This is a genomic window from Shigella sp. SIG3, assembly GCF_053555855.1.
Window position 1 is genome coordinate 1 of the sequence record NZ_JBQZXE010000030.1, and the last position, 25,314, is coordinate 25,314.

A 25,314-nucleotide genomic window follows, 5' to 3' on the forward strand; every position below is an offset into this window, starting at 1 on the left:
GTCGTCACTCTCGTCTGGAGAATATCTCCCCGGCAGCCTTCAGGGAAAAATATCATCAGATGGCTGCTTAAAAAAAGAACAAATGGTAGTGTCCGCTATTGACAGTACACCTCAGCGAGAGCGCGCATCACATGCGCGGCAATACTCTGATTCTGATACTTATCATAAAGAAAGGAGGAGTCTGCTTTCTGCACGATATAGCGCAGATAGGCACTCATTGCTCTGTCGCTGGCGACAAGTTCAAAAATAAGGAAGGAAGATGTCAGCACAATGACACTTGCGGCGATAAAATGCCGGAGCATTCTATGGTGCAATTTCATGATAAATGGCACTCCTTCGGTTAGTGAAACGAGAAAACCAGATAAAGTTCGATTGCGGCCTGGCACAGGGGCGCTAATTATACTCATCTCTGCGCCGCTGGGGAGGGGAAATTTAGGGGTAATAGTAATAAATTGTATGCAAAAGCCACGCAAAAAGCATGGCTCTGAATATTTTTGCACTTAAATATTATGAATAATCACTTTGTTGCCCCCCTCGCTTTTCGCTTCGCGTAAGGCTTTATCTGCTTCCGTCATGACAAGCGAGATATTACGCGTGTCACCCGTTGAAAAAAACGTGCCAATACTGATGGTCATTTGTTCAGGAACATCATATCTGTTACTGAAGCCGGTCAGGAGTTCGACATTTTTACGCATACGTTCCGCAATGATTTTTGCCTGGGCACTATTGAGTTCGGTAAATAGCAAGCCAAACACCTCACCCTCCAGTCGCGCTAAAATATCATCGGGGCGGATGCTTTGCTGGATAATATCGACAATTGAAACCAGCACTTTATCACCCACACGATGTCCCCATTGGGCATTGATGCGTTTGAACTGATTAATATCAACCAGCATGACACAGAAGTCCTTAACAACAGGTCGCGACAATAATGACTCTACGCTGTTGAAAAAGTAGCGCCGATTATAAATATTGGTCAGCACATCATGAACTGCCAGTTTGCTGGAGAGTTGCAGTTCCTGAAAAATGTTATAAATCAGAAAAGACACAACAAACAGTTTACTGGAGACTTCAATCCCGCGACTGATGTACCAGATGGTGTAATTATACTCATCCAGAGTCAGTAGAAGTAAGTTGCAGCATAGCGATGCCAGACATAATAATGCTATTAATGGCCATAGTTCGCTGGCTAATCGTGTACGCATGATAATAAAGAACAGTAAAAATGCCCACAGACAAACCAATATTTTTGTATAGTTGATTCCCCAGGTCGCAGTATGGTTGTCAGGACAGTAATCGACGACATACAAAGAATAGTCAGCGTTATAACTGCTCAGATTGTGTGCCAGAAGGGGAAAAACTAAAAAAGGAATCAGCGCCAGCAACAGAATGCCAGTTTTTTTCTTATTGTTGTCAAGGATGTTGTCTTTACCATAACAAAAGAGCGCCAACGAGGTTAAACAAATAAAACTGAGTTGGCGGAAAATATAGAAAATAGAAACATCATTCGACTTTGTCTGGATCAGTGTACTGTCGCTGATAGGTTTATGGATAACAACAATAGTTTCAACTAAATAGATAAGGCCACTTAAAAGTGCAAGACTTAAAATGAGTGTTGGTAGAATTTGTTTGTTAGTGAAATATTTCATTAACATGAAAAGAAAAATGATTGCGTTAAGGAAAAACAAAGCCACAACGACCATCAGATAATTCATTTGTGGGATGAGTTTTACATTCGTCTTTTCGTTATATAATGTGGTGATGCAAAATAAAATTAACGTCAGCAATAAACTGAAAATAAAAAAGCTTTGAGCTTTTAATTTTTGTGTGCCCATAGAAACCATAAAAAGGAGAGCAATGTGAGTGCTGGATTTTATTGATGGCAGAGATATATAGTTTTGACCAAGATCAATTTTCGTTAACGATAAAAAATATTTAAAGAATAACCCCAGGGAAATACGTGTTGACTGAATCATTTTTCCGAATGATTGTTTTCTGGAACTAAATTGTGTAAAGGTTATGCTGTCATATTTAAAGCGATTGTAAGCTAATGTATGTAATAAATGAGATAATTTACAGTAAGCTAAAAATCAGCCAGGCGATAATGACCCGGCTGATAGTTTTAGTCTTTAGCTGTTGCATTTTGTTTATGAAACAGTTCACGGAACACCGGATAAATATCATCCTGGTCGCGGATGTGCTGCATCGCAAAGTTGTCGAAAGTAGATTGCAGATGCTCATATTCTCGCACACAATGTCTGATGTGCACGACGGGTAATTTCGATATAGCTGTAATAACGAACAACAGGTAATAATTTTTTCGCCAGGATTTCATGGCAAAGCGGAGAGTCATCGGCCCAGTTATCGCCGTCCGATGCTTGTGCAGCGTAAATATTCCACTGTGCCGGGTTATAACGCTCTTTCACTACCTCATCCATCAGTTTCAGGGCGCTGGAAACAATGGTGCCGCCTGTTTCCTGCGAGTAGAAAAACTCATGTTCATCGACTTCTTTCGCCTGGGTATGATGGCGGATGTATACGACTTCCACGTTCTTATACGTTCTGCTGAGGAACAGATACAGCAGAATATAAAAACGCTTAGCCATATCTTTAGTGGATTGATCCATTGAACCGGAAACGTCCATCAGGCAAAACATCACTGCCTGGCTGGAGGGATCGGGCCGCTTCTCGTAGTTCTTGTAACGTAAATCGAAGGTGTCAATAAAAGGGACGCGTTCAATTTTGGCACGTAATTCTGCAATTTCTTTGCGCAGACGTTCCTCTTCCAGCAGCTGCGCAGGTTCACTGTTGCTGATGATGGCCAAATTCTCTTCCAGTGCATGAAGTTCCCGCCGCTTGCCTGCCGTCATGGCTGTGCGTCGCGCCAGTGAGTTCTGCAAGGAACGCACAACGCTGATATTGGCTGGAACGCCGTTAGCGGTATAACCCGCCCGATGCGTTTTATATTCGGTCAGCTGGCGTTGTTGGTTTTGTTTCAGATTCGGTAAGGCCAAATCTTCAAAGAGCAGATCAAGATACTCATCTTTCGAAATCTGAAAGACAAATTCATCCTGACCTTCACCATCCTGGCTGGCCTGGCCCTGACCACTGCCGGAACCTCCGCCGCCACCCTGGGGACGTTCAATTCGGTCGTTCTGAACGAAATGGTCATTGCCCGGATGCACGCGGTGGCGCAGACCGCCACGCCCCTGATGAAACATTGGTTCGCTAATATCTTCCGTGGGAATGGATACGGATTCGCTGCTGTCGACGTCAGTCACCGAACGCTTATTAATGGCCTCGGAGATCGACTGTTTAATTTGCGCTTTATAACGGCGTAAAAAACGCTGGCGATTCACCATGCTTTTGTTTTTGCCGTTCAGACGCCGGTCAATAAACCAGGTCATATGCCCCCCGTACTACATTTGCCAACTGTATGCTACGCCTGTGTTGCCGCTTCTCAGGCCCACGGTTCGCTATCGTTGTAGGCCCGGTAGCATGTGTACCGGGCCAGGGTTGTTAAGACGATTTACGTACGCGCAAATACCATTCGCACAGTAAACGCACCTGTTTACGGGTGTAGCCTTTTTCCATCATACGGTCGACAAAGTCGTCGTGTTTCTTCTGCTCGTCGGTTGACGTTTTGGCGTTAAACGAGATAACCGGCAACAGCTCCTCGGTATTGGAGAACATTTTCTTCTCGATAACCGTGCGCAGTTTTTCATAGCTGGTCCAGTTCGGATTGCGTCCGCTGTTATTCGCTCTGGCGCGCAGTACGAAGTTAACAATCTCGTTGCGGAAATCTTTTGGATTACTGATCCCCGCCGGTTTCTCGATTTTCTCCAGCTCGGCGTTAAGAGACTCGCGGTCAAACAGCTGCCCGGTATCCGGATCGCGATACTCCTGATCCTGAATCCAGAAATCCGCGTAGGTAACATAACGGTCGAAAATGTTTTGCCCATATTCGGAATAGGATTCAAGGTAGGCCGTCTGGATCTCTTTGCCGATAAACTCGGCATATTTCGGGATCAGATAACCTTTCAGGAACTCCAGATAGCGTTCTGCCTGCTCTTGCGGGAACTGCTCGCGCTCGATCTGCTGTTCCAGGACGTAGAACAGATGGACCGGGTTTGCCGCCACTTCTACATGATCGAAGTTGAACACGCGGGGGAGGATCTTAAACGCAAAACGCGTCGACAGACCGTTCATCCCTTCATCGACACCGGCGTAGTCACGATATTCCTGATACGACTTGGCTTTCGGATCGGTGTCTTTCAGACTTTCGCCATCATAAACCCGCATCTTTGAATAAATGCTGGAGTTTTCTGGCTCTTTCAGGCGCGAAAGAATGGAAAAACGTGACAGTGTTTCGAGCGTGCCAGGGGCGCATGGGGCGTGAGTCAATTCACTGTGATTAAGCAATTTCTCGTAGATTTTGATCTCTTCGGAAATGCGCAAGCAATACGGCACCTTCACGATGTAAACACGGTCGAGGAAGGCTTCGTTGTTTTTGTTATTACGGAAAGTGACCCATTCGGACTCGTTCGAGTGGGCGAGAATAATCCCGTTGAACGGCAGGGCGGAGATACCTTCCGTCCCGTTGTAGTTATCTTCCTGAGTGGCGGTTAACAAGGGATGCAGCACTTTTATCGGTGCTTTAAACATCTCAACGAATTCCATGATCCCCTGATTGGCGCGGCACAGCGTACCGGAATAGCCGTAGGCGTCCGGGTCATTCTGCGCGTAGTGTTCGAGTTTACGAATATCGACTTTCCCAACCAGCGCGGAGATGTCCTGGTTGTTCTCATCACCGGGTTCCGTTTTGGCGATAGCAATTTGTTGCAGAATTGACGGCCAGACCTTCACTACCCGGAACTTAGTGATATCGCCACCAAATTCATGCAGGCGTTTTGCCGCCCATGGCGACATGATGGTGCCGAGATAACGGCGAGGAATGCCATACTCTTTTTCCAGAATCTGAGCATCTTCCTGCGGATTGAAAAGACAGAACGGATGATCGTTGACCGGGCTACGCTCACCGTTGGCGCTCAATACATAAATCGGTACGAGCTGCATTAATGATTTCAGTCGCTCAGCAAGCGATGATTTACCCCCACCCACAGGCCCCAGCAGATACAGGATTTGTTTCTTCTCTTCCAGCCCCTGAGCCGCGTGTTTCAGATAAGAGACAATCTGTTCAATCGCGTCTTCCATGCCGTAAAACTCTTCAAATGCCGGATAACGTGCAATGACCCGGTTAGAAAAGAGTCGAGAAAGTCTGGGTTCCTGGGCTGTATCGACCATGACAGGCTCACCGATAGCCATCAATAGCCGCTCAGCCGCGTTGGCATAAGCACTGCGATCTTGCCGACAAGTGGTAAGAAACTCCTGCAGTGTGAACTCTTCGTCCTTGGCAGCTTCATATCGCTGGCGATAGTGATCGAATATATTCATGGTATGCCGTCCTTTCGTTTTTTAGCACAGGTTAAGAGCCGTTCATATGAATAGTAGAGGCTCCCGGAAGAGGTAAACTGAACGACGTCTCTTGCTAAAACACAGCAACTCTCATGCCATTTTATCGACGATGAGAACAACGTGCCCGGTGATACACCTTCAAAATTAAGCGTAGATGGCAAATGGAAAACTTGCCTGCACGGCTTTCTTAATTTCAATGGCATATCAACAACTCATCCATAAATTTTGCATAATTAATGTAAAGACCAGGCTCGCCAGTAACGCTAAATCCATTTGGCTGTAAGCGCGGTGTCATCCGCGGCAGGAAAATTAAACAGTTACTTTAAAAAATGAAAACGTAAAAAGGTTGGGTTTCGATGTATTGACGGGTAAACTTTGTCGCCCGCTAAACATTTGTTTAAGGAATGATTAATTGTGACCAAACTCAAACTTCTGGCACTTGGAGTGCTTATCGCAACGTCTGCAGGCGTAGCGCACGCTGAAGGTAAATTTTCCCTGGGCGCAGGCGTAGGTGTCGTTGAGCACCCATATAAAGATTACGATACCGATGTTTACCCAGTACCGGTAATCAACTATGAAGGCGATAACTTCTGGTTCCGTGGCTTAGGTGGTGGTTACTACCTGTGGAATGACGCAACGGATAAACTTTCAATTACCGCTTACTGGTCGCCGCTTTACTTCAAAGCGAAAGACAGTGGCGATCACCAAATGCGTCACCTGGATGACCGTAAGAGCACCATGATGGCTGGTCTGTCTTATGCTCACTTTACCCAGTACGGTTACCTGCGTACCACCCTGGCTGGCGATACCCTGGATAACAGCAACGGCATTGTCTGGGATATGGCTTGGTTGTATCGTTACACCAACGGTGGCCTGACCGTGACTCCGGGTATTGGTGTGCAGTGGAACAGCGAAAACCAGAACGAATACTATTATGGCGTATCGCGCAAAGAGTCCGCTCGCAGCGGTCTGCGTGGGTATAACCCAAATGACAGCTGGAGCCCTTACCTTGAGCTGAGCGCCAGCTACAACTTCCTCGGCGACTGGAGTGTTTACGGTACCGCGCGCTACACCCGTCTGTCTGATGAAGTTACTGACAGCCCGATGGTGGATAAATCCTGGACTGGCCTGATTTCTACCGGGATCACCTACAAATTCTGATAATGCATCTTTCCAGGGCATTTTGTGCATAAAAATAGGGCGTCACGCCCTGTTTTGCATTACGGTGGTGCAATACCTGGGAGGAAACAATGCAACAAAAAATGATTCAATTTAGTGGCGATGTCTCACTGCCAGCCATAGGGCAGGGAACATGGTATATGGGCGAAGATGCCAGTCAGCGCAAAACAGAAGTTGCTGCACTACGCGCAGGCATTGAACTCGGTTTAACCCTCATTGATACCGCCGAAATGTATGCCGATGGCGGTGCCGAAAAGGTGGTTGGGGAAGCATTAACCGGTCTGCGAGAGAAGGTCTTTCTCGTCTCTAAAGTCTATCCGTGGAATGCTGGCGGGCAAAAAGCGATAAATGCATGCGAAGCCAGTTTACGCCGTCTCAATACTGATTATCTCGATCTCTACTTATTACACTGGTCTGGCAGTTTCGCTTTTGAAGAGACTGTTGCTGCGATGGAAAAATTGATCGCCCAGGGAAAAATCCGTCGCTGGGGCGTTTCTAACCTTGGTTATGCCGATATGCAGGAACTCTGGCAGCTGCCGGGGGGAAATCAGTGTGCCACTAATCAGGTGCTTTACCATCTCGGTTCACGAGGGATTGAGTACGATCTACTCCCCTGGTGCCAGCAACAGCAGATGCCGGTGATGGCTTACAGTCCATTAGTCCAGGCCGGGCGGTTGCGCAATGGACTGTTAAAAAACGCGGTAGTCAACGAAATTGCACATGTCCAACAAAATGCAGCTGCGCTTGAGGTCGAACTTTCGTCAGCGGAATTAGCTATGCTGGATAAGGCATATCCGGCACCAAAAGGAAAAACTGCGCTGGATATGGTGTGATGTTGATACGTGCCGGATGCATCGCACCCGGCACACAACATTAACGCAAATTAACGTTTGGCAACGCGAATGGATTGCGCCAGATGTGCAGGTTTCTCTTTGGTGACTTTTTGCGTTTCTGAAGCGTAAGCCGTTTCTACACAAACAAAGGTCTTGTAGCCATCGTCCGGCATGTCGCCCATGCTAACTGAAAGCGCCGGTCCCGGGTTCCAGCCGACAACGTTCAGATGATGCTGGTGGCCTACGGCGATAATACGATTCAGCGCTTCATCATTAATCACGCTGCAATCTTGCGGATTCAGATACACGCGATCGGTACGGTCAGGGAAGGTCTGAATACCGTCGGTCAGTACATCTTCTTTCGCGTCATTCACTTTATCAATGAAGCGATCGCCCAGCCCACTGACGCTTACCTTAGCGATATCACCCACGTTAAAGTAGGTATGCAGGGCAGAGGTGGTTTCAAATTCGCCATGTGATTCAAGATCGATTTCACAGGTTTTACCCACGCGGAAATGCGCTAACAGCGTAAAGTCGTGCGGCCAGAATTTTTTCGTCTCTTCGCTTTGTGTCAATTCAAAAGTCAGCGCTACGCCATCAGCATCTTCATGATGTGATTTCAGCGTCCACGGCAGGTTGCGGGCAAAACCGTGCGCAGGCAGACCTTGTTGTGCCGCCGGACCAAACCACGGCCAGCAAACCGGTACGCTACCGCGAATAGCGACGCCATTTTTGAACGGTGTGTTGTTGCTCAACCACAGAACTTCTTCTTCACCCGCAGGTTTCCACGAGAGAAGGTGTGCGCCCTGTAATGCAAAAGAGGCTTTTACCTGGGGATGATCGACCACAATGAGGTCCAGTTCATCCAGTTTACGACGGGAGAGGACAGGGGAGATTTGTTCGATGACCGGAAGGGCAAAAATTTTCTTAATCATGACGCAGTCCTTTAACTTCATTTTATCAGGTAAAAAAAAGAGCGACCGAAGTCGCTCTTTTTAGATCACAGTGTCATCTCAACTTATTTGGAGATGTGAGCGATCAGGTCCAGAACTTTGTTGGAGTAACCGGTTTCGTTGTCGTACCAAGATACCAGTTTCACGAAGTTGTCGTTCAGAGCGATACCAGCTTTAGCATCGAACACGGAAGTGCAAACTTCGCCGTTGAAATCGGTAGATACTACGTCATCTTCGGTGTAGCCCAGAACGCCTTTCATTTCGCCTTCAGCAGCAGCTTTAACGGCAGCTTTGATCTGCTCGTAAGTTGCAGCTTTTTCCAGACGAACGGTCAGGTCAACTACGGATACGTTCGGGGTCGGAACGCGGAACGCCATACCAGTCAGTTTGCCATTCAGTTCTGGCAGTACTTTACCTACAGCTTTAGCAGCACCGGTAGAGGACGGGATGATGTTCTGGGAAGCGCCGCGGCCGCCGCGCCAGTCTTTGTGAGACGGGCCATCAACGGTTTTCTGAGTAGCGGTAGTAGCGTGAACGGTGGTCATCAGACCTTCGATGATGCCGAAGTTATCGTTGATAACTTTAGCCAGCGGAGCCAGGCAGTTGGTGGTGCAGGAAGCGTTGGAAACGATGTCCTGGCCAGCATATTTGTCGAAGTTAGCGCCTTTAACGAACATCGGAGTGTTGTCTTTAGACGGACCAGTCATAACCACTTTCTTCGCACCAGCGGTGATGTGTTTACGAGCAGTTTCGTCAGTCAGGAACAGACCAGTTGCTTCAGCGACAACGTCAACACCCACTTCGTCCCATTTCAGGTTAGCCGGATCACGTTCAGCGGTAACACGGATTTTTTTACCGTTAACGATCAGATGACCGTCTTTCACTTCAACGGTACCGTCGAAACGGCCGTGAGTGGAGTCATATTTCAGCATGTATGCCATGTAATCAGCGTCTAACAGGTCGTTGATTGCAACGATCTCGATGTCAGAACGTTTCTGAGCAGCACGGAAAACAATGCGACCGATACGGCCAAAACCGTTGATACCTACTTTGATAGTCATATATTCCACCAGCTATTTGTTAGTGAATAAAAGGTTGCCTGTAAAATTACAAAAACCTTACGCAGCGTCAAGCGGAATCGTGTCAATCATTGCGACAGATCAATCCTGTGCCTAAGCATTACGCGACTGACTCGCCTCACTCTTCCTTTGGGCTTGAGACCACATGGGGTCGGCGCCCCGAATTTTAAAGGGCAATTACGATAAAAATGTGATTTTCATCACGATTTAGGTGCAGCCATTTCGTCGAGATCAAGTTTAGGACAAAATTTTGCCAGTTGGTGTTAATGTTTTGTTAGAATCAGTCACGTAATGTGAGCACGATTAAAGTGAGATGTGAGTAAATGGCGAATAAACCTTCGGCAGAAGAACTGAAAAAAAATTTGTCCGAGATGCAGTTTTACGTGACGCAGAATCATGGGACAGAACCGCCATTTACGGGTCGTTTACTGCATAACAAGCGTGACGGCGTATATCACTGTTTGATCTGCGATGCCCCGCTGTTTCATTCCGAAACCAAGTATGATTCCGGCTGTGGCTGGCCCAGTTTCTACGAACCGGTGAGTGAAGAATCCATTCGTTATATCAAAGACTTGTCACATGGAATGCAGCGCATAGAAATTCGTTGCGGTAACTGTGATGCCCATCTGGGGCATGTCTTTCCCGACGGGCCGCAACCAACAGGCGAACGTTATTGTGTTAACTCTGCTTCTTTACGCTTCACTGATGGCGAAAACGGCGAAGAAATCAACGGTTGAAAAAACGATTCAGCAACTTATTCCACAGGAGCGGAAAAATTATGAATCTTGATGACATTATCAACAGCATGACGCCTGAGGTATACCAGCGTTTGTCGACCGCTGTTGAACTGGGGAAATGGCCTGATGGCGTTGCGTTGACCGAGGAACAAAAAGAGAATTGCCTGCAACTGGTGATGCTGTGGCAAGCCCGCCATAATACCGAAGCACAGCATATGACAATTGACACAAATGGTCAGATGGTCATGAAGAGCAAACAGCAGTTAAAAGAAGATTTTGGTATCTCAGCAAAGCCTATTGCCATGTTTAAGTAAGTGGTTCATCCCCTTTTTGCCGCGGCTATGAAGGGGATAGCCAACAATGACCCCACGACTCGTCTCAATTATCTCGACCCGACCTGGCTAAGTCCCAGTCCGATCTCTTGCAGTCGCGTTCACGCCTGAATGACTTCTCCTGAACTTAAGTCTCAGACCTATTTGGCCGGTAATCCCTCTCGAATTTGCTCTTTTTGCGTCCCGCCTTCCACCAACCTGTAACAGACCCAGCCATTTTCTGCGTAATTGTGATCTAAGTTGTAAAATGCAGGTCATTATCTGTGTTGTGCAGATTTAATGTTGACCTCAAAAATCATGTGGGTAAGTATGATGGCCATCTAAGCAAAACAAAACACAGAGGATGACGCAATGAAAGCACTGGCTCGGTTTGGCAAGGCCTTTGGCGGCTACAAGATGATTCATGTCCCACAACCCATTTGTGGCCCGGAAGACGTAGTGATTGAAATTAAAGCCGCGGCAATCTGCGGCGCAGACATGAAGCACTACAATGTCGATAGCGGTTCTGATGAGTTTAACTCTATCCGCGGCCATGAGTTCGCAGGTTGTATTGCGCAGGTTGGTGAAAAAGTCAAAGACTGGAAAGTGGGGCAACGCGTCGTGTCGGATAACAGCGGTCACGTTTGCGGCGTTTGTCCGGCCTGTGAACAGGGTGATTTTCTGTGTTGTACAGAAAAAGTAAACCTTGGTCTGGATAACAATACCTGGGGCGGTGGTTTTTCCAAATATTGTCTGGTTCCTGGTGAAATTCTCAAAATTCATCGTCATGCGTTGTGGGAAATCCCTGATGGTGTTGATTATGAGGACGCAGCCGTACTTGACCCTATCTGTAATGCCTATAAATCCATCGCGCAGCAATCGAAATTCCTTCCTGGTCAGGATGTTGTCGTCATTGGCACTGGCCCACTCGGGCTGTTTTCCGTACAAATGGCGCGGATTATGGGGGCGGTAAATATCGTCGTCGTTGGTCTGCAAGAAGATGTGGCGGTCCGCTTCCCGGTTGCAAAAGAACTGGGGGCGACGGCAGTAGTAAATGGTTCTACCGAAGATGTGGTGGCGCGCTGCCAGCAAATTTGTGGCAAAGATAATCTGGGACTGGTGATTGAATGCTCCGGTGCCAATATCGCACTGAAACAAGCCATCGAAATGCTCCGCCCGAATGGGGAAGTGGTACGCGTTGGAATGGGCTTCAAACCTCTTGATTTCTCGATTAATGACATTACCGCCTGGAATAAAAGCATCATTGGGCATATGGCCTATGACTCCACCTCATGGCGTAACGCTATCCGGCTATTAGCCAGCGGCGCTATCAAAGTCAAACCGATGATCACGCATCGTATCGGCCTGTCGCAATGGCGCGAAGGGTTTGATGCGATGGTCGATAAAACCGCAATCAAAGTGATCATGACTTACGACTTTGATGAATAACTACTCTCCTGAAGGAACGTTATCGCATGGAACAGATAACAAAACCGCATTGTGGTGCACGGCTGGATCGCTTACCGGATTGCCGCTGGCATTCGTCAATGTTTGCCATCGTCGCGTTTGGCTTGCTTGTCTGCTGGAGTAATGCCGTTGGTGGCTTGATCCTCGCGCAGCTGAAAGCGTTGGGCTGGACAGATAATTCCACCACAGCCACATTCTCAGCAATCACGACCGCCGGAATGTTTCTCGGTGCGCTGGTGGGCGGCATCATTGGCGACAAAACCGGTCGCAGAAATGCGTTCATCCTCTATGAGGCCATTCATATTGCCTCGATGGTTGTCGGTGCTTTCTCACCGAATATGGATTTTCTTATTGCCTGCCGTTTTGTGATGGACGTTGGGCTGGGAGCTTTACTGGTTACACTGTTTGCTGGTTTCACCGAATATATGCCCGGTAGAAATCGCGGAACGTGGTCCAGTCGGGTTTCCTTTATTGGCAACTGGTCATATTCGCTCTGCTCACTGATTGCGATGGGACTCACGCCGCTGATTAGTGCAGAGTGGAACTGGCGGGTACAACTGCTTATTCCTGCAATATTGTCGCTTATCGCTACGGCGCTGGCCTGGCGCTACTTTCCTGAATCCCCGCGCTGGCTGGAATCGCGCGGACGGTATCAGGAAGCCGAGAAAGTCATGCGGAGTATAGAAGAAGGCGTCATACGCCAGACGGGTAAACCTTTGCCGCCTGTGGTTATTGCTGATGACGGTAAAGCGCCACAAGCGGTGCCGTATTCAGCCTTACTGACAGGAGTATTACTGAAACGCGTGATATTAGGCTCTTGTGTGCTGATTACCATGAACGTTGTGCAGTACACACTAATTAACTGGTTGCCAACAATATTCATGACCCAGGGGATTAATTTAAAAGACTCGATTGTTTTAAATACCATGAGTATGTTTGGCGCGCCATTTGGTATTTTTATTGCCATGCTGGTGATGGATAAAATTCCGCGTAAAACAATGGGTGTGGGGCTATTAATCCTGATTGCGGTGCTCGGATATATCTATTCACTGCAAACCAGTATGTTGCTCATAACGCTGATTGGTTTCTTCCTGATTACTTTCGTCTATATGTACGTTTGCTATGCCTCGGCAGTGTATGTCCCTGAAATCTGGCCGACAGAGGCCAAACTCCGTGGCTCCGGTCTGGCGAATGCGGTAGGGCGAATCAGTGGTATTGCCGCACCTTATGCCGTTGCAGTGCTGCTCAGTAGTTATGGTGTAACGGGAGTCTTTATTCTTCTGGGGGCTGTTTCAATTATTGTCGCAATTGCTATCGCCACCATTGGAATTGAAACCAAAGGTGTCTCCGTTGAAAGTTTAAGTATTGATGCAGTAGCCAATAAATAATACGGGTGGATTCAAAATGAAAAATTCAAAAGCAATATTGCAGGTGCCGGGCACAATGAAAATTATTTCAGCAGAAATACCAGTGCCTAAAGAAGATGAAGTTTTGATTAAAGTAGAATATGTCGGTATTTGTGGTTCAGATGTACATGGTTTTGAATCAGGCCCGTTTATTCCGCCTAAAGACCCAAATCAAGAAATTGGCCTGGGTCATGAATGCGCCGGGACGGTTGTGGCTGTGGGAAGCCGCGTGCGCAAATTTAAACCGGGGGATCGGGTAAATATCGAACCTGGCGTTCCTTGCGGTCACTGTCGTTACTGTCTGGAAGGCAAATATAACATCTGCCCGGACGTTGATTTTATGGCGACACAACCCAACTACCGCGGCGCATTAACGCACTATCTGTGTCATCCGGAGAGCTTTACTTACAAACTGCCCGACAATATGGACACGATGGAAGGGGCGCTGGTGGAGCCTGCCGCAGTCGGGATGCATGCCGCGATGCTGGCAGATGTTAAACCGGGTAAGAAGATAATTATTCTGGGAGCAGGTTGTATTGGTTTGATGACGTTGCAAGCGTGCAAATGCCTGGGCGCAACGGAAATTGCCGTCGTTGATGTACTGGAAAAACGTCTGGCAATGGGGGAACAGCTTGGTGCGACAGTGGTTATTAATGGCGCAAAAGAGGACACTATTGCACGCTGTCAGCAATTTACCGAAGACATGGGCGCAGATATTGTTTTCGAAACAGCGGGTTCTGCGGTCACCGTTAAACAGGCACCTTTAATCTGGTAATGCGCGGCGGTAAAATTATGATTGTTGGTACTGTACCCGGCGATTCGGCAATCAATTTCCTCAAAATCAATCGCGAAGTCACTATCCAGACGGTATTCCGCTATGCCAATCGTTATCCGGTCACGATTGAAGCTATTTCTTCAGGGCGATTCGATGTGAAATCGATGGTGACGCATATTTACGATTATCGGGATGTACAACAGGCATTTGAAGAGTCAGTTAACAACAAGCGCGACATTATTAAAGGCGTTATTAAAATTAGCGATTAATTAATACGGGAGAACAGAACATGCTCGCAGATATCAGATATTGGGAAAACGATGCCACAAATAAACATTATGCAATTGCCCATTTTAACGTATGGAATGCAGAAATGTTGATGGGCGTTAAAGACGCAGCCGAAGAAGCGAAATCCCCGGTTATTATTTCTTTTGGTACAGGTTTTGTCGGTAACACCTCATTTGAAGATTTCTCTCACATGATGGTATCAATGGCACAAAAAGCAACGGTGCCGGTAATAACTCATTGGGATCATGGTCGGAGTATGGAGATTATTCATAACGCCTGGACTCATGGTATGAATTCATTAATGCGTGATGCTTCTGCATTTGATTTCGAAGAAAATATTCGTTTAACCAAAGAGGCTGTTGATTTCTTTCATCCGCTGGGTATTCCGGTAGAGGCGGAATTAGGGCATGTCGGTAATGAAACCGTTTATGAGGAAGCGCTGGCGGGCTATCACTATACCGATCCTGACCAGGCGGCTGAATTTGTTGAACGTACGGGCTGTGACTCATTGGCTGTCGCCATCGGCAACCAGCATGGGGTTTATACGTCAGAGCCGCAATTGAACTTTGAGGTCGTCAAACGCGTACGCGATGCTGTTTCTGTTCCGCTGGTTTTGCATGGCGCATCGGGGATCAGTGATGCCGACATTAAAACTGCAATTTCGTTGGGTATTGCGAAAATCAACATTCATACGGAGCTCTGTCAGGCCGCAATGGTCGCAGTGAAAGAAAACCAGGATCAGCCTTTCCTGCATTTAGAACGTGAAGTACGTAAAGCTGTAAAAGAACGGGCATTGGAAAAAATTGAACTGTTCGGTTCTGATGGCAAAGCGGAATAATGATATGGATAATCTCGACGTTATTTGTATAGGTGCCGCTATTGTTGATATTCCATTACAACCGGTCAGTAAAAATATCTTTGATGTAGATTCTTATCCTCTTGAAAGAATCGCAATGAGCACCGGGGGGCGATGCAATAAATGAAGCAACAATTATTTCTCGTCTGGGGCATCGTACCGCATTAATGAGCCGCATTGGTAAAGATGCCTCAGGGCAATTTATTCTCGGCCATTGTCGCAAAGAGAATATTGATATTCAAAGCCTGAAACAGGACGTCAGCATAGATACATCTATTAACGTTGGACTGGTGACGGAGGATGGCGAGCGGACGTTTGTCACGAACCGTAACGGCAGTTTGTGGAAATTAAATATTGACGATGTTGATTTTGCGCGGTTTCCTCAGGCGAAATTATTATCACTGGCCAGTATTTTCAACAGTCCTCTATTGGATGGTAAAGCGCTAACAGAAATTTTTACGCAAGCGAAAGCCCGGCAGATGATCATTTGTGCCGATATGATCAAACCGCGGTTGAATGAAACGCTGGATGATATTTGCGAAGCATTGAGTTATGTCGATTATCTGTTTCCAAATTTTGCCGAGGCAAAATTACTCACAGGGAAAGAGACACTGGATGAAATTGCTGACTGCTTTCTTGCGTGCGGCGTAAAAACGGTGGTGATTAAAACGGGTAAAGACGGCTGCTTTATCAAGCGTGGTGACATGACGATGAAGGTGCCGGCGGTCGCAGGAATAACCGCCATCGACACCATTGGCGCGGGCGATAACTTTGCTTCAGGTTTTATTGCGGCACTGTTAGAAGGCAAAAATCTGCGTGAATGCGCACGCTTTGCCAATGCAACGGCGGCTATCTCGGTTCTAAGCGTCGGTGCCACCACCGGCGTAAAAAACAGAAAGCTGGTCGAACAATTGCTGGAAGAATACGAAGGATAATGAAGGCAAATGAAAAAGATACCTTTAGGCACAACGGATATAACGCTTTCGCGAATGGGGTTGGGGACATGGGCCATTGGCGGCGGTCCTGCATGGAATGGCGATCTCGATCGGCAAATATGTATTGATACGATTCTTGAAGCCCATCGTTGTGGCATTAATCTGATTGATACTGCGCTAGGATATAACTTTGGCAATAGTGAAGTTATCGTCGGTCAGGCGTTAAAAAAACTGCCCCGTGAACAGGTTGTAGTAGAAACCAAATGCGGCATTGTCTGGGAACGAAAAGGAAGTTTATTCAACAAAGTTGGCGATCGGCAGTTGTATAAAAACCTTTCCCCGGAATCTATCCGCGAAGAGGTAGAAGCCAGCTTGCAACGTCTGGGTATTGATTACATCGATATCTATATGACGCACTGGCAGTCGGTGCCGCCATTTTTTACGCCGATAGCTGAAACTGTCGCAGTGCTTAATGAGTTAAAGGCTGAAGGGAAAATTCGCGCTATAGGCGCTGCTAACGTCGATGCTGACCATATCCGCGAGTATCTGCAATATGGTGAACTGGATATTATTCAGGCGAAATACAGTATTCTCGACCGGGCAATGGAAAACGAACTGCTGCCGCTATGTCGTGATAATGGCATTGTGGTTCAGGTTTATTCCCCGCTAGAGCAGGGATTGTTGACCGGCACCATCACTCGTGATTACGTTCCGGGCGGCGCTCGGGCAAATAAAGTCTGGTTCCAGCGTGAAAACATGCTGAAAGTGATTGATATGCTTGAACAGTGGCAGCCACTTTGTGCTCGTTATCAGTGCACAATTCCCACTCTGGCACTGGCGTGGATATTAAAACAGAGTGATTTAATCTCCATTCTTAGTGGGGCTACTGCACCGGAACAGGTACGCGAAAATGTCGCGGCACTGAATATCAACTTATCGGATGCAGACGCAACATTGATGAGGGAAATGGCAGAGGCCCTGGAGCGTTAAATACTCAACACGATTCACCTCTGTTTCTGTGAAAACTGTGATGAAAATCTGTGATTCAAATAGGTTATTTTGAAAGTAAACATCGGTTATGCGATAATCGCGCTAATGTGATGTAAAAAGATACAGGGGTGTAATCGTGGCGGCAAAAGACAGGATTCAGGCAATTAAGCAAATGGTTGCCAACGATAAAAAGGTGACAGTCTCAAATTTGAGTGGGATTTTTCAGGTAACCGAAGAAACCATTCGCCGCGATCTTGAGAAGCTGGAAGATGAAGGCTTTTTGACCAGAACCTATGGTGGTGCTGTTTTAAATACAGCGGTGTTGACGGAGAATATCCATTTTTATAAGCGCGCTTCATCGTTTTATGAAGAGAAGCAGCTTATTGCACGCAAGGCACTACCCTTTATCGACAATAAAACCACCATGGCAGCCGATTCCAGTAGTACCGTAATGGAATTGCTCAAATTGTTACAGGACCGTAGTGACCTGACGTTGCTAACCAACTCGGCGGAAGCGATTCATGTTCTGGCTCAGTCAGAAATTAAAGTCGTTTCAACGGGTGGGGAACTAAACAAAAATACACTTTCCCTGCAAGGAAGAATTACTAAAGAGATCATCAGCCGCTACCATGTCGATATCATGGTAATGAGTTGTAAAGGTCTTGATATTAACAGCGGCGCGCTGGACTCTAATGAAGCGGAAGCTGAAATCAAAAAGACAATGATCCGTCAGGCGACAGAAGTTGCGTTATTGGTTGATCACTCTAAGTTTGATCGTAAAGCTTTTGTCCAGTTAGCTGACTTTAGTCATATTAATTATATAATAACTGATAAATCACCGGGTGCAGAGTGGATAGCATTTTGCAAAGACAATAATATCCAGCTGGTGTGGTAATTTAAGCACACGTTGTCAATATTATTTGTTCCTGCGCCTGGAAATAAAATGATGATAAAGATGCGGCAAGTGAATTTGCCGCAATTGCTACCTTTTATAGCAAATCCGAGGCACCCAATGGAACAATATGATCAAATTGGCGCAAGACTGGACCGCTTGCCTTTGGCCCGGTTTCATTATCGTATATTTGGTATAATAAGCTTTAGTCTGTTATTAACGGGGTTTTTGAGTTACTCAGGTAATGTCGTCTTAGCAAAGCTGGTAAGCAATGGATGGTCAAATAATTTCCTCAATGCCGCCTTTACCTCGGCATTAATGTTTGGTTATTTCATCGGCTCACTTACTGGTGGGTTTATTGGTGACTACTTTGGGCGGCGCAGGGCGTTTCGCATAAATCTTCTCATCGTCGGTATTGCTGCAACAGGGGCCGCTTTTGTCCCTGATATGTACTGGCTCATTTTCTTGCGCTTCCTGATGGGAACAGGAATGGGGGCGCTGATTATGGTTGGCTATGCCTCATTTACGGAGTTTATCCCCGCGACGGTGCGTGGAAAATGGTCCGCGCGGCTCTCATTTGTTGGTAACTGGTCGCCCATGCTGTCTGCGGCGATAGGCGTGGTGGTTATCGCTTTTTTTAGTTGGCGAATAATGTTTCTTCTGGGTGGTATTGGCATACTGTTAGCCTGGTTTCTCTCAGGTAAATACTTTATCGAGTCGCCACGATGGCTGGCAGGGAAAGGGCAAATCGCCGGTGCAGAAAGCCAACTTCGTGAAGTAGAGCAGCAAATTGAAAGGGAGAAGAGTATTCGTTTACCCCAGCTTACTTTGAACCAGAGCAACAGCAAGGTTAAGGTAATCAAGGGTACCTTCAGGCTCCTGTTTAAAGGGGAAATGTTACGACGTACATTAGTTGCGATAACTGTTTTAATTGCAATGAACATTTCGCTTTATACCATTACCGTATGGATACCGACCATATTTGTTAACTCCGGCATTGATGTCGATAAATCAATATTAATGACCGCTGTTATTATGATTGGTGCTCCGGTAGGAATATTTATTGCGGCATTAATTATTGATCATTTTCCTCGTCGATTATTTGGCTCCGCCTTACTTATTATTATTGCCGTGTTAGGCTATATCTATTCAAGTCAGACTACAGAGTGGGCGATTTTAATCTATGGTCTGGTGATGATCTTCTTTTTATACATGTATGTTTGCTTCGCGTCGGCGGTTTATATCCCGGAGCTTTGGCCAACGCATTTACGCCTGCGCGGTTCGGGTTTCGTTAATGCCGTCGGACGGATCGTCGCAGTTTTCACGCCCTATGGCGTTGCGGCATTATTAACACATTATGGGTCGATCACGGTGTTTATGGTGCTTGGTGTCATGTTAGTGCTCTGTGCGCTGGTTCTCTCCATTTTTGGCATCGAAACGCGGAAGGTGTCGCTGGAAGAGATTTCTGAGGTGAATTAAATCTTTCGTTGATGGCATCAATTGCCAGATGTACCACTGACGTGTTTTATTTGGCCTACAATGCCAGTACAGAATTGTAGGCCAGCGTAAAATTACCCCTGCGTCTCTTCCCAGTCTGCCAGCGTATATAGCGTTGCCCCAGCTGCTGACATCTCCATAAACGCGTGTGCACTGTCCTGGGGCTGGATATTCACGCCACGACAGCCATCGGTAATCACGTTTACCTTATAACCTAACTGTAACGCGTCCAGCACGGTAAACTTCACGCAATAGTCAGTAGCCAGGCCCATAACGATCAATTCATCGATTTCATGATCGCGCAACCAGTCATCAAGCGCGGTTTTCTGCCGACGTCCGTTATCAAAAAAGGCACTGTAACTGTCAACTAAAGGATTTTCGCCTTTATGGAACACCGCTGCGATCTCTTTTTGATTCAGTAACGGATGTAATTGTGCGCCTTCACTGTTCTGCACACAGTGTTCAGGCCAGAAAGTTTGCCGCAGGCCGTCGAGTTGGCCTGGCGTATAAGGCTCTACGCCGTGCTGGCTGGCAAAGCTGCCGTGATTCGCCGGATGCCAGTCCTGGCTGGCGATAACCGCTTCTCCGCGCGACTGGCACCAGTCAATAAGGCGGTTAGCAACCTCCACCGTACTGTCACCTTCCGGTACGGCGAGCGCGCCACCAGCACAGAAATCATTTTGTAAATCGACCAGTAACAGGGCGCGATGGGGCATTGCAGTCTCCTTAATCATCCAGCGTCAGTTCGCCGCGCAGGTTTTGGCTCATGGCCTTGCGAATGGTTTCAGTATCCAGTTCCTGGCTCAGCAGGTAATGCAGTTTGGTTAGCGTGGCTTCTACAGTCATATCTGCACCGCCAATAACGCCGGCATGGGCGAGGACGTTACCGGTGGCATAACCACTCATATTCACTTTACCGGACATACATTGTGTCAGGTTGACCACCACAATACCGCGATCGCTGGCTTCTTGTAATTCCTGCAGGAAGGCTTTGTTTTGTGGCGCATTACCCACGCCATAGGAGCGCAGAATCAATGCTTTCACCGGTTGGCGCAGAAAATTGCGCACGACGTCAGCAGAAATCCCTGGATAAATCGTCACTACGCCAATTGGTTGTGGCGTGATTGGATGAACGATTAATTCCCCTTCACCGTGCGGGGCGGGTGGCGTATTCAAACGACGAATATGGATACCAGCTTCCAGTAACGGAGGAAGGTTTGGAGAGGCAAACGCATCAAAACCATCGGCATGGGCTTTGGTAGTGCGGTTGCCGCGATACAATCGGTTATTGAAAAAGAGCGTTACTTCGTTGATCGGATAATTCGCCGCAACGTACAACGCATTCAGCAGATTAATTTGTCCGTCAGAGCGTAACTCAGCCAGCGGGATTTGTGACCCTGTCACAATGACCGGTTTACCGAGATTCTCGAGCATGAACGACAGCGCAGAGGCGGTATACGCCATCGTGTCGGTACCGTGTAGAATGACAAAACCATCATAGTCGTCATAGTGCGCTTTAATATCTTCAGCAATATGCTGCCAGTCTTCCGGCGTCATATCAGAAGAATCCATCAACGGCGTATATTCATGAATGGTGAAATCTGGCATCTCCAGGCGATGGAATTCCGGCATCAGCGCCAGTTGGCGTTGTAGATGACCTGACACCGGAATATAACCCTGCTCGGAACGCTGCATCCCGATGGTCCCGCCCGTGTAGGCGACGTAAATTGATTTCTTTTGCATGATATTGATATGAATGATATCGAAAGAGCAAAAGTATATACGTGAGGCAGGAGGAGCGCACCTGATACTATGCGGATAAGGAAATATGGGGCGAGACAGCGGGAAGAGGATTCGTCGAGGTAAAAAATAATGTGGCCGACGATCTGTCGGCCACTCAGTACAAGACTTAACGCACGTTGGCGCAGGTCAGGCAAAACGCATAACGGTTTTGTGGGTCGTTAAACGCGGCCAGCTTGTCGCTTTCACTTTTAACGGTAGAGGCTACCGAGGCAAGCGGTGCAGGTAACATGGCCTGGAACGCATCTGGCAACATTGCCCGGACAGAACCAGACATGTTGTCCATCACTTTGTCGAAGAAGGTCGGTTCATCAACGTAGTATTCCAGATGCCACTGTTTCACTTTTGCGAGCTCTGCTGCTTTGGCAACCGCATCATCGAAATCCCCGAGACTATCGACCAGCCCGTTAGCTTTTGCATCCTGACCGGTCCAGACGTGGCCCTGGGCGATTTTATCAATTTGCTCCGGCGTCGAATGACGCGCATCAGCAACCAGCGTGATAAAGCGTTTATAGCCATTCTCAATGCTTAATTGCATCATCTGCTGCGCTTCCGGCGGCAGTGCCCTGGTGATAGAAACATCCGCCAGCGGTGAAGTTGAGACACCATCAGTATGAACACCAATCGAATCCAGACTATTTTCTACGGTGGTGATCACGCCGAAGATACCGATAGAACCGGTCAGGGTGCTGGGGTTAGCCACAATGTAATTAGCTGGCGTGGAAATCCAGTAACCACCAGATGCCGCCATGCCGCCCATCGATACAACCACAGACTTACCCGCTGCCCGGGCTGCTGCCAGTTCAGCGCGAATCACTTCAGACGCGGTAACGCTGCCGCCTGGGCTATTAACACGCAGGACAATCGCTTTCACTTTCGGGTCAAGGCGAGCGTCGCGGATTTGTGCCGCAGTGGTATCACCGCCAACATTCCCCTGAGTTTCCTCGCCATCCATAATTGCGCCATTAGCGAAGACGACACCGATGCTGTCACCGGTATCTGCCGGCGTTTTCAATGCGTAATCGTAATAACTGATGGCGCGATAATTTTTATCAGTCTTACTCCAGCCGAACTCTTTGGTCAGAGCTTTTTCGATTTCGGCACTCGATGCCAGTGCATCGACCAGCTTGTTTTCCAGTGCATATTTCGCGGTATCGCCACCGGTTTTGGTTAAACCCTCAAGCAACCCTTGCGCGCCAGGGAATACCTGCTGAGCAGGGATCTGCCGGTTAGCGGCAACAGTATTCAGATAGTTTTGCCACAGCTCACCAATCCAGCGGCTGTCAGCTTCGCGGGCTGCCGGTGACATATCATCACGAATAAACGGTTCAACGGCAGATTTATACGTACCCACGCGGAACACATGGGTGGAAACTTTCAGCTTATCCAGCAACGATTTGTAGTACAGACCGTTGGTAGCAAAACCGTGCAGATCAACCACGCCTTGCGGTGACAGCCAAATTTTATTGGCGAAACTGGCGAGATAATATTGCCCCTGGCTGTAGTTCTCGCCAACGGCATAAACCGGTTTCCCGCTGTCACGAAACTCTTTCAGGGCTTTGCCGATGTACTGCATAGACGGCTGGTCGCCGCCTGCGAAGTTTTTCAGATCCATCACGATACCGGTGATATTGCGGTCGTCCTTCGCCTGGCGAATGGTGTTGACGATATCAAACAGTGAGTTTTCCTGCAGACGATCGGAACTGGCACCAAGCAGCTGGCGGCTTAATTTACTAAACCGCTGAGAACTGTCTGGTTTATCGACGATCACACCAGAAATGTCCAGCAGCAGTGCGCCACGACTGGCCGTTTCTTTCGAATCACCACCACTGACCTGCATCCAGATCCCCACACCAACCAGTACGAGGAAAATAAAGAACAGGTTAAGTACCATTTCACGGACGAAATTCAGCAGACGCCACGTCCATTTAAAAAATCCGGCAATAAATCGCCAAAGGGTTCGCATGTATTCTCCCAACTTAAGGTCACACCTGTCACAGGCGCAATAGATGTGGTTATCGTAATGACCCAACCGGCACTTGTCAGCAGGAATTGCGGACTGTGCTGTAACAAAATCCACTCTCGTGTTAATTTTGTGAATAAATATCACGACAGGAGTTAATCAAATGGATGCACTCGAACTATTGATCAATCGCCGTAGCGCCTCCCGCTTGGCTGAACCCGCGCCAACGGGTGAACAACTGCAAAACATCCTGCGTGCGGGTATGCGTGCGCCGGACCATAAGTCCATGCAACCGTGGCATTTTTTTGTGATTGAAGGGGAAGGGTGCGAGCGTTTCAGCGCCGTACTGGAACAGGGGGCGATTGCTGCCGGTAGTGATGATAAAGCTATCGACAAAGCCCGTAATGCGCCGTTCCGCGCACCGCTCATCATCACGGTGGTGGCGAAATGCAAAGAAAATCATAAAGTCCCGCGATGGGAACAGGAAATGTCTGCCGGATGCGCGGTCATGGCGATGCAAATGGCAGCCGTTGCCCAGGGATTTGGCGGCATCTGGCGCAGTGGCGCATTAACTGAAAGTCCGGTAGTGCGTGAAGCATTCGGTTGCCGTGAGCAGGATAAAATTGTCGGTTTTCTCTACCTCGGCACGCCGCAGTTGAAAGCATCTACGTCGATTAACGTCCCGGACCCGACGCCGTTTGTAACTTATTTCTGATAATTGTCGCGAAACTGTCTGGATTGTGAGCAAAGGCGCAGGAATTCAGACACTCTCACTTATCACTTCACGGAATGAGGGTTACCATACCCGGATTGCATTGACAGGAGATGTCCATGAGCGAGAACTCGATTCGTTTGACCCAATACAGCCACGGAGCTGGTTGCGGCTGTAAAATTTCCCCAAAAGTGTTGGAAACCATCCTGCACAGTGAGCAGGCGAAGTTTGTTGATCCGAATTTGCTTGTGGGTAATGAAACCCGCGACGATGCGGCGGTGTACGATCTGGGCAATGGCACCAGCGTTATCAGTACCACCGACTTCTTTATGCCGATCGTTGATAATCCTTTCGATTTTGGCCGCATTGCGGCGACTAACGCCATCAGCGATATCTTCGCGATGGGGGGCAAACCGATTATGGCGATTGCGATCCTCGGCTGGCCGATTAACAAACTTTCCCCGGAAATTGCCCGCGAAGTAACCGAAGGTGGACGCTATGCATGCCGTCAGGCGGGTATTGCGCTGGCTGGCGGTCACTCCATCGATGCGCCGGAGCCGATTTTTGGTCTGGCGGTAACGGGGATCGTACCGACCGAGCGGGTGAAGAAAAACAGTACCGCACAAGCCGGATGCAAACTGTTCCTGACGAAACCGCTGGGGATCGGCGTTCTTACCACGGCTGAGAAAAAATCACTGTTGAAACCAGAACATCAGGGACTGGCGACGGAAGTGATGTGCCGGATGAACATCGCAGGCGCGTCCTTTGCCAACATCGAAGGCGTAAAAGCGATGACCGACGTTACGGGCTTTGGTCTGCTGGGCCACTTGAGCGAAATGTGTCAGGGGGCTGGTGTGCAGGCACGCGTCGACTATGAAGCGATCCCGAAACTCCCCGGTGTTGAAGAGTACATTAAGTTGGGCGCAGTACCTGGCGGCACTGAACGTAACTTTGCCAGCTACGGTCATCTGATGGGTGAAATGCCGCGTGAAGTGCGCGATCTGCTGTGTGATCCGCAAACTTCTGGCGGTTTGCTGCTGGCGGTCATGCCGGAAGCAGAAAATGAGGTTAAAACTACAGCCGCCGAGTTTGGCATTGAACTGACGGCGATTGGCGAACTGGTGCCAGCGCGCGGCGGTCGTGCCATGGTTGAGATCCGTTAATTC

General features: G+C 48.0%; 19 protein-coding genes and 4 pseudogenes. 14 read left to right on the forward strand and 9 right to left on the reverse strand.

All coding sequences use genetic code 11. The features are described from left to right. Positions 1 to 113 precede the first annotated feature (113 nt). The 4 genes and pseudogenes from ACUU1I_RS08060 to yeaG form a co-directional block, all read right to left on the reverse strand. Positions 114 to 500: pseudogene (locus ACUU1I_RS08060) on the reverse strand (GAPES1 domain-containing protein); the annotation flags it as partial. Further along, the gene (locus ACUU1I_RS08065) at positions 501 to 1,976 is read right to left on the reverse strand and encodes a sensor domain-containing diguanylate cyclase (protein ID WP_000616399.1); all 1,476 of its coding nucleotides are present in this window, start codon (positions 1,974 to 1,976) and stop codon (positions 501 to 503) included. Between the two features lie 146 nt (positions 1,977 to 2,122). Further along, positions 2,123 to 3,407: pseudogene (locus ACUU1I_RS08070) on the reverse strand (YeaH/YhbH family protein). 112 nt (positions 3,408 to 3,519) lie between these two features. Beyond that, a complete protein-coding gene (yeaG, locus tag ACUU1I_RS08075; RefSeq protein ID WP_001019886.1) occupies positions 3,520 to 5,454 on the reverse strand; it encodes a protein kinase YeaG in 1,935 nt (644 codons plus the stop codon). A 435-nt stretch (positions 5,455 to 5,889) separates the two neighbouring features. Between yeaG and mipA the strand changes: the two genes are divergently transcribed. Continuing rightward, positions 5,890 to 6,636: a scaffolding protein MipA gene (gene mipA / locus ACUU1I_RS08080; protein ID WP_000163771.1), complete on the forward strand. Its 747-nt coding sequence runs from the start codon at positions 5,890 to 5,892 to the stop codon at positions 6,634 to 6,636. An 89-nt stretch (positions 6,637 to 6,725) separates the two neighbouring features. Beyond that, positions 6,726 to 7,487: an aldo/keto reductase gene (locus tag ACUU1I_RS08085; protein WP_001186358.1), complete on the forward strand. Its 762-nt coding sequence runs from the start codon at positions 6,726 to 6,728 to the stop codon at positions 7,485 to 7,487. 50 nt (positions 7,488 to 7,537) lie between these two features. Here ACUU1I_RS08085 and ACUU1I_RS08090 read toward each other — a convergent pair whose 3' ends face one another. Both ACUU1I_RS08090 and gapA read right to left on the reverse strand, forming a co-directional pair. Next, positions 7,538 to 8,422: a D-hexose-6-phosphate mutarotase gene (locus tag ACUU1I_RS08090; RefSeq protein WP_005068783.1), complete on the reverse strand. Its 885-nt coding sequence runs from the start codon at positions 8,420 to 8,422 to the stop codon at positions 7,538 to 7,540. Between the two features lie 83 nt (positions 8,423 to 8,505). Beyond that, positions 8,506 to 9,501 carry a glyceraldehyde-3-phosphate dehydrogenase gene (gene gapA, locus ACUU1I_RS08095; protein ID WP_000153502.1) on the reverse strand — a complete coding sequence of 332 codons (996 nt, stop codon included), beginning with the start codon at positions 9,499 to 9,501 and terminating at the stop codon, positions 8,506 to 8,508. Between the two features lie 341 nt (positions 9,502 to 9,842). On the opposite strand from gapA, the gene msrB reads away from it, so the two are divergent. From msrB to ACUU1I_RS08145, 10 genes and pseudogenes are all read left to right on the forward strand, one after another. Beyond that, positions 9,843 to 10,256, forward strand: a complete 414-nt coding sequence (gene msrB / locus ACUU1I_RS08100) for a peptide-methionine (R)-S-oxide reductase MsrB (protein WP_001284613.1) — start codon at positions 9,843 to 9,845, stop codon at positions 10,254 to 10,256. Between the two features lie 41 nt (positions 10,257 to 10,297). Further along, the gene (locus tag ACUU1I_RS08105; RefSeq protein WP_001046790.1) at positions 10,298 to 10,570 is read left to right on the forward strand and encodes a YeaC family protein; all 273 of its coding nucleotides are present in this window, start codon (positions 10,298 to 10,300) and stop codon (positions 10,568 to 10,570) included. 369 nt (positions 10,571 to 10,939) lie between these two features. Then, complete coding sequence (locus ACUU1I_RS08110; RefSeq protein ID WP_000645225.1) at positions 10,940 to 12,016, forward strand: zinc-binding dehydrogenase; 1,077 nt, start codon at positions 10,940 to 10,942, stop codon at positions 12,014 to 12,016. Positions 12,017 to 12,042: 26 nt separating this feature from the next. Next, positions 12,043 to 13,422 (forward strand): MFS transporter, encoded by a 1,380-nt coding sequence (locus ACUU1I_RS08115; protein WP_000435277.1) that lies wholly within the window; start codon positions 12,043 to 12,045, stop codon positions 13,420 to 13,422. Positions 13,423 to 13,438: 16 nt separating this feature from the next. Next, positions 13,439 to 14,484 (forward strand): annotated as a pseudogene (locus ACUU1I_RS08120) (NAD(P)-dependent alcohol dehydrogenase). 20 nt (positions 14,485 to 14,504) lie between these two features. Further along, positions 14,505 to 15,341, forward strand: a complete 837-nt coding sequence (locus ACUU1I_RS08125; RefSeq protein ID WP_000878897.1) for a ketose-bisphosphate aldolase — start codon at positions 14,505 to 14,507, stop codon at positions 15,339 to 15,341. A gap of 4 nt (positions 15,342 to 15,345) precedes the next feature. Then, a pseudogene (locus ACUU1I_RS08130) lies at positions 15,346 to 16,294 on the forward strand (sugar kinase). Positions 16,295 to 16,303: 9 nt separating this feature from the next. Beyond that, positions 16,304 to 17,284 carry an NADH-dependent methylglyoxal reductase gene (gene ydjG, locus ACUU1I_RS08135; protein ID WP_000723702.1) on the forward strand — a complete coding sequence of 327 codons (981 nt, stop codon included), beginning with the start codon at positions 16,304 to 16,306 and terminating at the stop codon, positions 17,282 to 17,284. A 136-nt stretch (positions 17,285 to 17,420) separates the two neighbouring features. After that, entirely contained in the window at positions 17,421 to 18,179 is a 759-nt protein-coding gene (locus ACUU1I_RS08140; RefSeq protein WP_000719102.1) for a DeoR/GlpR family DNA-binding transcription regulator, read from the forward strand. A 117-nt stretch (positions 18,180 to 18,296) separates the two neighbouring features. Continuing rightward, a complete protein-coding gene (locus ACUU1I_RS08145; protein WP_005115366.1) occupies positions 18,297 to 19,655 on the forward strand; it encodes an MFS transporter in 1,359 nt (452 codons plus the stop codon). 92 nt (positions 19,656 to 19,747) lie between these two features. Here ACUU1I_RS08145 and pncA read toward each other — a convergent pair whose 3' ends face one another. The 3 genes from pncA to sppA all read right to left on the reverse strand — a co-directional run bounded on the left by pncA (position 19,748) and on the right by sppA (position 23,439). After that, on the reverse strand, positions 19,748 to 20,389 hold the full coding sequence (gene pncA / locus ACUU1I_RS08150; RefSeq protein WP_001120536.1) for a bifunctional nicotinamidase/pyrazinamidase: 642 nt from the start codon (positions 20,387 to 20,389) through the stop codon (positions 19,748 to 19,750). 10 nt (positions 20,390 to 20,399) lie between these two features. Beyond that, positions 20,400 to 21,416, reverse strand: coding sequence for an asparaginase (ansA, locus tag ACUU1I_RS08155; protein ID WP_001170145.1), 1,017 nt, complete (start codon positions 21,414 to 21,416; stop codon positions 20,400 to 20,402). A 166-nt stretch (positions 21,417 to 21,582) separates the two neighbouring features. Continuing rightward, positions 21,583 to 23,439: a signal peptide peptidase SppA gene (gene sppA / locus ACUU1I_RS08160; RefSeq protein WP_001259829.1), complete on the reverse strand. Its 1,857-nt coding sequence runs from the start codon at positions 23,437 to 23,439 to the stop codon at positions 21,583 to 21,585. A gap of 160 nt (positions 23,440 to 23,599) precedes the next feature. Between sppA and ACUU1I_RS08165 the strand changes: the two genes are divergently transcribed. Then, positions 23,600 to 24,151, forward strand: coding sequence for an NAD(P)H nitroreductase (locus ACUU1I_RS08165; protein WP_000339264.1), 552 nt, complete (start codon positions 23,600 to 23,602; stop codon positions 24,149 to 24,151). 116 nt (positions 24,152 to 24,267) lie between these two features. Further along, positions 24,268 to 25,311, forward strand: coding sequence for a selenide, water dikinase SelD (gene selD / locus ACUU1I_RS08170; protein ID WP_001370476.1), 1,044 nt, complete (start codon positions 24,268 to 24,270; stop codon positions 25,309 to 25,311). Positions 25,312 to 25,314 lie beyond the last annotated feature (3 nt).

What these genes read in the sequence shown, in the direction of transcription:
- msrB (WP_001284613.1), top strand. Translation starts at nt 9,843, where the DNA reads ATGGCGAATAAACCTTCGGCAGAAGAACTGAAAAAAAATTTGTCCGAG.
- ACUU1I_RS08115 (WP_000435277.1), top strand. Translation starts at nt 12,043, where the DNA reads ATGGAACAGATAACAAAACCGCATTGTGGTGCACGGCTGGATCGCTTA.
- ydjG (WP_000723702.1), top strand. Translation starts at nt 16,304, where the DNA reads ATGAAAAAGATACCTTTAGGCACAACGGATATAACGCTTTCGCGAATG.
- yeaG (WP_001019886.1), bottom strand. Translation starts at nt 5,454, where the DNA reads ATGAATATATTCGATCACTATCGCCAGCGATATGAAGCTGCCAAGGAC.
- ACUU1I_RS08105 (WP_001046790.1), top strand. Translation starts at nt 10,298, where the DNA reads ATGAATCTTGATGACATTATCAACAGCATGACGCCTGAGGTATACCAG.
- ACUU1I_RS08125 (WP_000878897.1), top strand. Translation starts at nt 14,505, where the DNA reads ATGCTCGCAGATATCAGATATTGGGAAAACGATGCCACAAATAAACAT.
- gapA (WP_000153502.1), bottom strand. Translation starts at nt 9,501, where the DNA reads ATGACTATCAAAGTAGGTATCAACGGTTTTGGCCGTATCGGTCGCATT.
- selD (WP_001370476.1), top strand. Translation starts at nt 24,268, where the DNA reads ATGAGCGAGAACTCGATTCGTTTGACCCAATACAGCCACGGAGCTGGT.
- ansA (WP_001170145.1), bottom strand. Translation starts at nt 21,416, where the DNA reads ATGCAAAAGAAATCAATTTACGTCGCCTACACGGGCGGGACCATCGGG.
- ACUU1I_RS08110 (WP_000645225.1), top strand. Translation starts at nt 10,940, where the DNA reads ATGAAAGCACTGGCTCGGTTTGGCAAGGCCTTTGGCGGCTACAAGATG.
- sppA (WP_001259829.1), bottom strand. Translation starts at nt 23,439, where the DNA reads ATGCGAACCCTTTGGCGATTTATTGCCGGATTTTTTAAATGGACGTGG.
- ACUU1I_RS08085 (WP_001186358.1), top strand. Translation starts at nt 6,726, where the DNA reads ATGCAACAAAAAATGATTCAATTTAGTGGCGATGTCTCACTGCCAGCC.
- ACUU1I_RS08165 (WP_000339264.1), top strand. Translation starts at nt 23,600, where the DNA reads ATGGATGCACTCGAACTATTGATCAATCGCCGTAGCGCCTCCCGCTTG.
- pncA (WP_001120536.1), bottom strand. Translation starts at nt 20,389, where the DNA reads ATGCCCCATCGCGCCCTGTTACTGGTCGATTTACAAAATGATTTCTGT.
- ACUU1I_RS08065 (WP_000616399.1), bottom strand. Translation starts at nt 1,976, where the DNA reads ATGATTCAGTCAACACGTATTTCCCTGGGGTTATTCTTTAAATATTTT.
- ACUU1I_RS08145 (WP_005115366.1), top strand. Translation starts at nt 18,297, where the DNA reads ATGGAACAATATGATCAAATTGGCGCAAGACTGGACCGCTTGCCTTTG.
- ACUU1I_RS08090 (WP_005068783.1), bottom strand. Translation starts at nt 8,422, where the DNA reads ATGATTAAGAAAATTTTTGCCCTTCCGGTCATCGAACAAATCTCCCCT.